5 protein-coding genes and 1 tRNA gene are annotated in these 4,920 nt (G+C 61.2%); 2 read left to right on the top strand and 4 right to left on the bottom strand.

Annotation, left to right across the window (positions count from 1 at the left end; all coding sequences use genetic code 11):
* Window positions 1-136: 136 nt before the first annotated feature.
* The gene (locus VHD36_10615) at window positions 137-694 is read right to left on the bottom strand and encodes a hypothetical protein (GenBank protein ID HVU87763.1); all 558 of its coding nucleotides are present in this window, start codon (window positions 692-694) and stop codon (window positions 137-139) included.
* Between the two features lie 4 nt (window positions 695-698).
* The gene (gene chrA, locus VHD36_10610; protein HVU87762.1) at window positions 699-2,087 is read right to left on the bottom strand and encodes a chromate efflux transporter; all 1,389 of its coding nucleotides are present in this window, start codon (window positions 2,085-2,087) and stop codon (window positions 699-701) included.
* A 72-nt stretch (window positions 2,088-2,159) separates the two neighbouring features.
* On the opposite strand from chrA, the gene VHD36_10605 reads away from it, so the two are divergent.
* On the top strand, window positions 2,160-2,843 hold the full coding sequence (locus VHD36_10605) for a DUF1345 domain-containing protein (protein HVU87761.1): 684 nt from the start codon (window positions 2,160-2,162) through the stop codon (window positions 2,841-2,843).
* Between the two features lie 6 nt (window positions 2,844-2,849).
* Here the strand turns inward: VHD36_10605 and VHD36_10600 are convergent, their stop codons facing one another.
* Both VHD36_10600 and VHD36_10595 read right to left on the bottom strand, forming a co-directional pair.
* Window positions 2,850-4,295 (bottom strand): amidohydrolase family protein, encoded by a 1,446-nt coding sequence (locus tag VHD36_10600; protein ID HVU87760.1) that lies wholly within the window; start codon window positions 4,293-4,295, stop codon window positions 2,850-2,852.
* A gap of 94 nt (window positions 4,296-4,389) precedes the next feature.
* Window positions 4,390-4,465, bottom strand: a tRNA-Val gene (locus tag VHD36_10595).
* A gap of 43 nt (window positions 4,466-4,508) precedes the next feature.
* Between VHD36_10595 and VHD36_10590 the strand changes: the two genes are divergently transcribed.
* Window positions 4,509-4,920: hypothetical protein (locus VHD36_10590; protein HVU87759.1), on the top strand; the 412-nt coding region annotated here is incomplete at its 3' end.

Here is a 4,920-nt window from a genome sequence, read left to right as displayed (position 1 = left end):
AACCCGCGACCTACGGCGTGACAGGCCGTCACTCTAACCAACTGAGCTACGCCCCCGCGGGCGCTCGCAGAGCACGTGCCCCGCGAAGGAGGGCCGATGTACGGCCCACCCCTTGGCGTGTCAAGGCGCGTTTGCGCTAGTCGCCATCGCCGGCGCCGCCGGGACCTCCATGACCACGATGAGGCCGCGGCTGGTTCTGATCCTGCTCGTCGCCAGAGCGCTTTTTGTGACCGCGATAATCCTGAAGTTCCGTCGGAGTCAGTTGCCCATCCCCGTCGCGGTCTATGTCTGCGAACAGCGAACGCGCGGTGCCTGCAAACTCATTGAAATCGACAAAACCATCCTGGTTCCAGTCGACGATGGTCGATGCCGTGGATTTGTCTTCGTTCCAACGCTGCGCGTTGACCGCGGCTACCTCGTCCGGATCCAGCTTGCCGTCGTGGTTCGTGTCGGCGGCGTCGAACTCCTTCTTGAGCCCTTCCTCCATTTCCGCGCGGGTGATCGTTCCGTCGTGGTTGGCATCATACTTTGTCAAAAGATCGATCGTCGGATGAAAATCCGTGTCGGTCTCGTGCGGACCCCGGTCGCGGCGATCGGCACACGCCGAAAGCACCAGCGTCAGGGCAAGAATTGGGAGGAGCGCTCTTTTCATGGACACACTCCGCCACCCTCGTCCGGCCCCGTCAATGTGCACGGCGTTAATGCGGGCCAAGCAGATAGTAAATGACGCCGGCGAGTGAGCATGCAGCCAGCACTGGCAGCATGCCGGCCTTGAAGCGGAACATCGCGATCATCGCCGCAACGGAAAGGAACAAAGCGGGCCAGTTCGAGCTGCCAAGAACCGGCAGATCGAACGCAAAACCATACCCGCGCATGAGCACCATCTGTGTGAAGAGCGTGTGCAGTGCGAACCAGATCGCGAGGTTCAGGATCACGCCGACGACGGCTGCCGTGATCGCGGAGAGCGCGGCGTTGAGCGATTTGTTCCCGATCAGCGCTTCGATGTAAGGCCCACCGAGAAAGACCCAGAGGAATGGCGGCACAAAGGTCGACCACATCGCTAGCGCGCCGCCGAGAAACCCCGCGGACCCCGGCGGGAGAGCGCCGGGCTGACGAAACGCGGCCATGTATCCAACGAATTGCACGACGGAGATCAGCGGCCCTGGTGTTGTCTCCGCAAACCCCAGGCCAACCAACATCTCTCCCGGCCTGAGCCAGTGGGAGGTCTCCACCGCCTGCTGGGCCATGTAAGCAAGAACGGCGTAGGCGCCGCCAAAGGTGACGACCGCCATCTTGCTGTTGAACGCGGCAATCGAAGTGAAAACATTCGCTGGTCCGACGGTCGCAAGAAGAATTGCGAGCGGTCCAAGCCAGATTGCTCCGCCGACGACCGCCACAATCGCAAAACGCAAGAATGACGGGCGGATGTGCGCCGGTGTTTCGTTTGCGAACGCCGCGTCGATCATTGCCGGCGCTTCGCTCCCCTTCTTCGCCGAGCCGTGCCCGCCGGACTTGAACCAGTCAGGCTTCCAGCGGTTGCCAAAAAAGCCGATCACCGCGGCAGCAAACACGATCAGCGGAAACGGCAATGCGAAAAAGAAGATCGCGATGAAAGCGAGCGCGGCGATCACCACCAGCGCCCTGCTCTTCAGCGCTCGCCTGCCGACGCGCAGCACGGCCTCCAACACGACAGCAAGCACCGCAGACTTCAAACCGAAGAACAGCGCCTGCACAAAGCCGGCGTCACCGAACTCGGCATAAGCCCAACTCAGCACGCCGAGCGCAACAAACCCCGGCAGCACAAACAGGATGCCCGCCACCAAACCGCCGCGGATGCGATGCAGCAGCCAGCCGATATAGATCGCGAGTTCGTGCGCCTCGGGACCTGGCAGTAGCATGCAGTAATTCAGAGCATGCAGAAAACGCTCCTCGCCGATCCAGCGCTTTTCCTCGACGAGAATGCGATGCATCACCGCAATCTGTCCCGCTGGGCCGCCGAAGCTGAGCGCCGCTATCCGCGCCCAAGTCCACACGGCCTCGCGAAATGAAACGCCGTGACCTGCCGCGCCGGATTGCAAATCGTTCATGCCGCATCATAATCAGCGCGTGGAAATCCACCAATGTGCCAAGTACCCTACGCGCAAGACTCGGGGGCTCACATGGCGACGAATTCCGATACGCGGCGCGGCATACCGATCCTCGGACCGTTTCTGAGCCGGCCTTACCTTCTCACCGCGATCGCAATCGGAATCGCGCTGTACGCCGCATCGACTAGCTGGGGGCTTGCGGGCGTCACGCGCGCGCTGATCGGCTGGAACGGCGGCGTGATTGTCTTTCTGTTGCTCATGTTCTTTCTGTTCATGCGCAAGACCGACATCGCCATGATCAAACAGCGCGCGATCACGCATGATGAAGGCGGGCATTTTATCCTGGTGCTGACAATACTTGCCTCGGTCGCCAGCGTCGGCGCATTGATTGCGGAGCTGTCTCTCGCGAAAGAACATCCAGGCGAAATGTGGCGCGTGGCCCTTGCGGGCGCGACTGTCGTGCTCTCCTGGTTGTTCGTGCAGGTCGTTTTCGCGATGCACTATGCCCATCTCTATTACCTCGAAGAGGAAGAAGGCGCGCCGAAAGGTGGACTCGAGTTCGGCCAATGCGGCGAGCCCGACTATTGGGACTTCTTCCACTTCTCCATCGTCATGGGCGCCACATCGCAGACCGCCGACATCACTTTCAGCTCGAAAGAGATGCGCCGCGTCGGCACGCTTCACACCCTGGTGGCGTTCGGCTTCAACACGGCGATCCTGGCCACGATGATAAACCTCGCGGCCAATTTCATCTGAAGCGAATTAGTCGAGACCGACCAGCCCTTTCATCGCGTCGAATATCTTGTTGCTGTCGTAGCCAACGCCGGCCTTGAACACGAACGGCATGGTCTCGATTGCGCTCGCATTCTTTGCGGGATCTCCGTCGACCAGCGCGATATCCGCGCGCTTGCCTTTCTCCAGCGAGCCAACGTCCTTGTCGCGGCCCATATAGCGCGCGCCGTTGAGCGTCGAGATCTTCAGTGCCTCCGGGAAGCCGAATCCGGCTTCGACCAGCAGTTCGATTTCACGCTTGCCGGAGAAGCCGGGGATCACCCCGCCATAACCGGTGGGGTCAGTGCCCGCGAGCAACGTGCCGCCCATATCCGCGAACATTTTTTCCATTTTCATCAGCTTCGGGAAAATCGTCACGTAGGGCTTCATCGTCGGAATGTTCGCGGTGTTGCTCCATGTTTTTTCGTACGCCGCACGCAGCTCCGGGATCAGCATCGACAAGGCGCGTTCCGGCGCCTTTGGGCGGCCCGGCGTGAACGTTTCCATTACCGTCAGTGTGGACGTCAGCGCGACATGCTTTTGGATGAGATACGCCATCAGCGATTTCACGTCAGGGCTGTTCTCGTCCAGCGACGCCAGCGCCTGTTGCGAACCTTTCGGGCACTCGTCCGGTTTCTTGTCCTTGTTGAAGTCGGTCATCACCGCGAAGCCATGTTCGAGATTGTCGATGCCCGCTTCCGCGGCTTCGCGATAGGTCACCGAACAGAGATGTCCCGTGACTTTTCGTCCGCGCTGATGGGCCGCGCTCACCGCCTGACGCAACTCGTCCTTCGTGATGTTGATGTACGCCTTGAACGATGTAGCTCCCTCGTCCGCCCAATAGTTCACCGTTTTTGTGGCATCGCTGGGTCCTTGCAAACTGTGCATCTGGAGAAACGGATTGGCCTCGCCGTTAAGATAGGGCCCGGTCGCGTCGAGGTCCGGCCCGATCGCCGTTCCGTTGGCGATGTCGCGCGCAACATTGAGGTCGGTGTAAGGCGCGAGCGAGCCGCCCGTGCGTGCGGTCGTCGTGCCGCCGGCGAGATATAACCGCGGGAACGTGTACGGCATCGAGCCATAGATCCGCGTGCCGGTCGGATAGAAGAGATGCTCGTGCATCATCACGAAGCCCGGCAGCAGTGTCTTTCCGCGTGCATCGATGACGGTGGCGCTTCGCGGCACACGAACATGTGCACCGATCGCAGCGATGCGGCCGTCCCTGACGATCAAGGTCTGATCGTATTTCGGAGCTGCGCCCGTGCCATCCACGATCTCGGCGTGGGTGAATGCGATGACGGGCTGATTGTAGGCGATGAACCTGGCGTCGTCCGATTGCGCCACCGGCGGCGGCGCGGCCATATCGTCCATGTCCTGTGCAAACGTTGGGGCCGCTGCAACGAGCGCGGCAGCCGCCGTCAGAATCGAAATCCTACGCATCAGCAGCCCCTCCCGAAGGTGGCAGGCAGCCTGCCGCGCCAAGCGGCAAGGCGCAATGTACGGCGAGAGCAAAATCAAATTTGCATTTGAAGGCTGGTGGGCGGTGACGGGCTCGAACCGCCGACCCTATCGGTGTAAACGATATGCTCTACCAACTGAGCTAACCGCCCTTGCGCGGGGCTTATACGTGCGCCATCGGTTGAGGGGAAGAGCATGTCGGTCTTGAGCGATTGGGACAGCTTTTATCTGATCGTGGGGCCCGCTGCCGGCGCCCTGATCGGTCTGCAATTTGTGGTCATGACCCTGATAGCGGACAGGCCAACGCCCGTCGCCATGGAAGCGGGTCAGGCGTTCGCCACGCCGACCGTCGTGCATTTCAGCGCCAGTCTGCTCCTGTCGGCCCTGGTGCGCGTCCCGTGGCCCGCACCGGTATTCGTGAGCGGGATCTCTGGCCTGATCGGCCTCGGCGGCCTCGCCTACATGGCGCTGCTGGTGAGACGCATGCGCCGCCAGCATGCCTACACGATGGATGCGGAGGACAGTACATTTCATGTCGTTCTTCCGGCGCTCTCCTACGCGCTTCTGATGGCATCAGGCTGGATAGGCCTCACGCGTCTTGACTTGG

The sequence above is a fragment of the Pirellulales bacterium genome (assembly GCA_035546535.1).
GTDB lineage: Bacteria > Planctomycetota > Planctomycetia > Pirellulales > JACPPG01 > JACPPG01.
This window is presented reverse-complemented; position numbering and strand designations above follow the sequence as displayed.

Coding starts and splice junctions, on each gene's coding strand:
- VHD36_10605 (HVU87761.1), top strand. CDS start 2,160: ATGGCGACGAATTCCGATACGCGGCGCGGCATACCGATCCTCGGACCG.
- chrA (HVU87762.1), bottom strand. CDS start 2,087: ATGAACGATTTGCAATCCGGCGCGGCAGGTCACGGCGTTTCATTTCGC.
- VHD36_10600 (HVU87760.1), bottom strand. CDS start 4,295: ATGCGTAGGATTTCGATTCTGACGGCGGCTGCCGCGCTCGTTGCAGCG.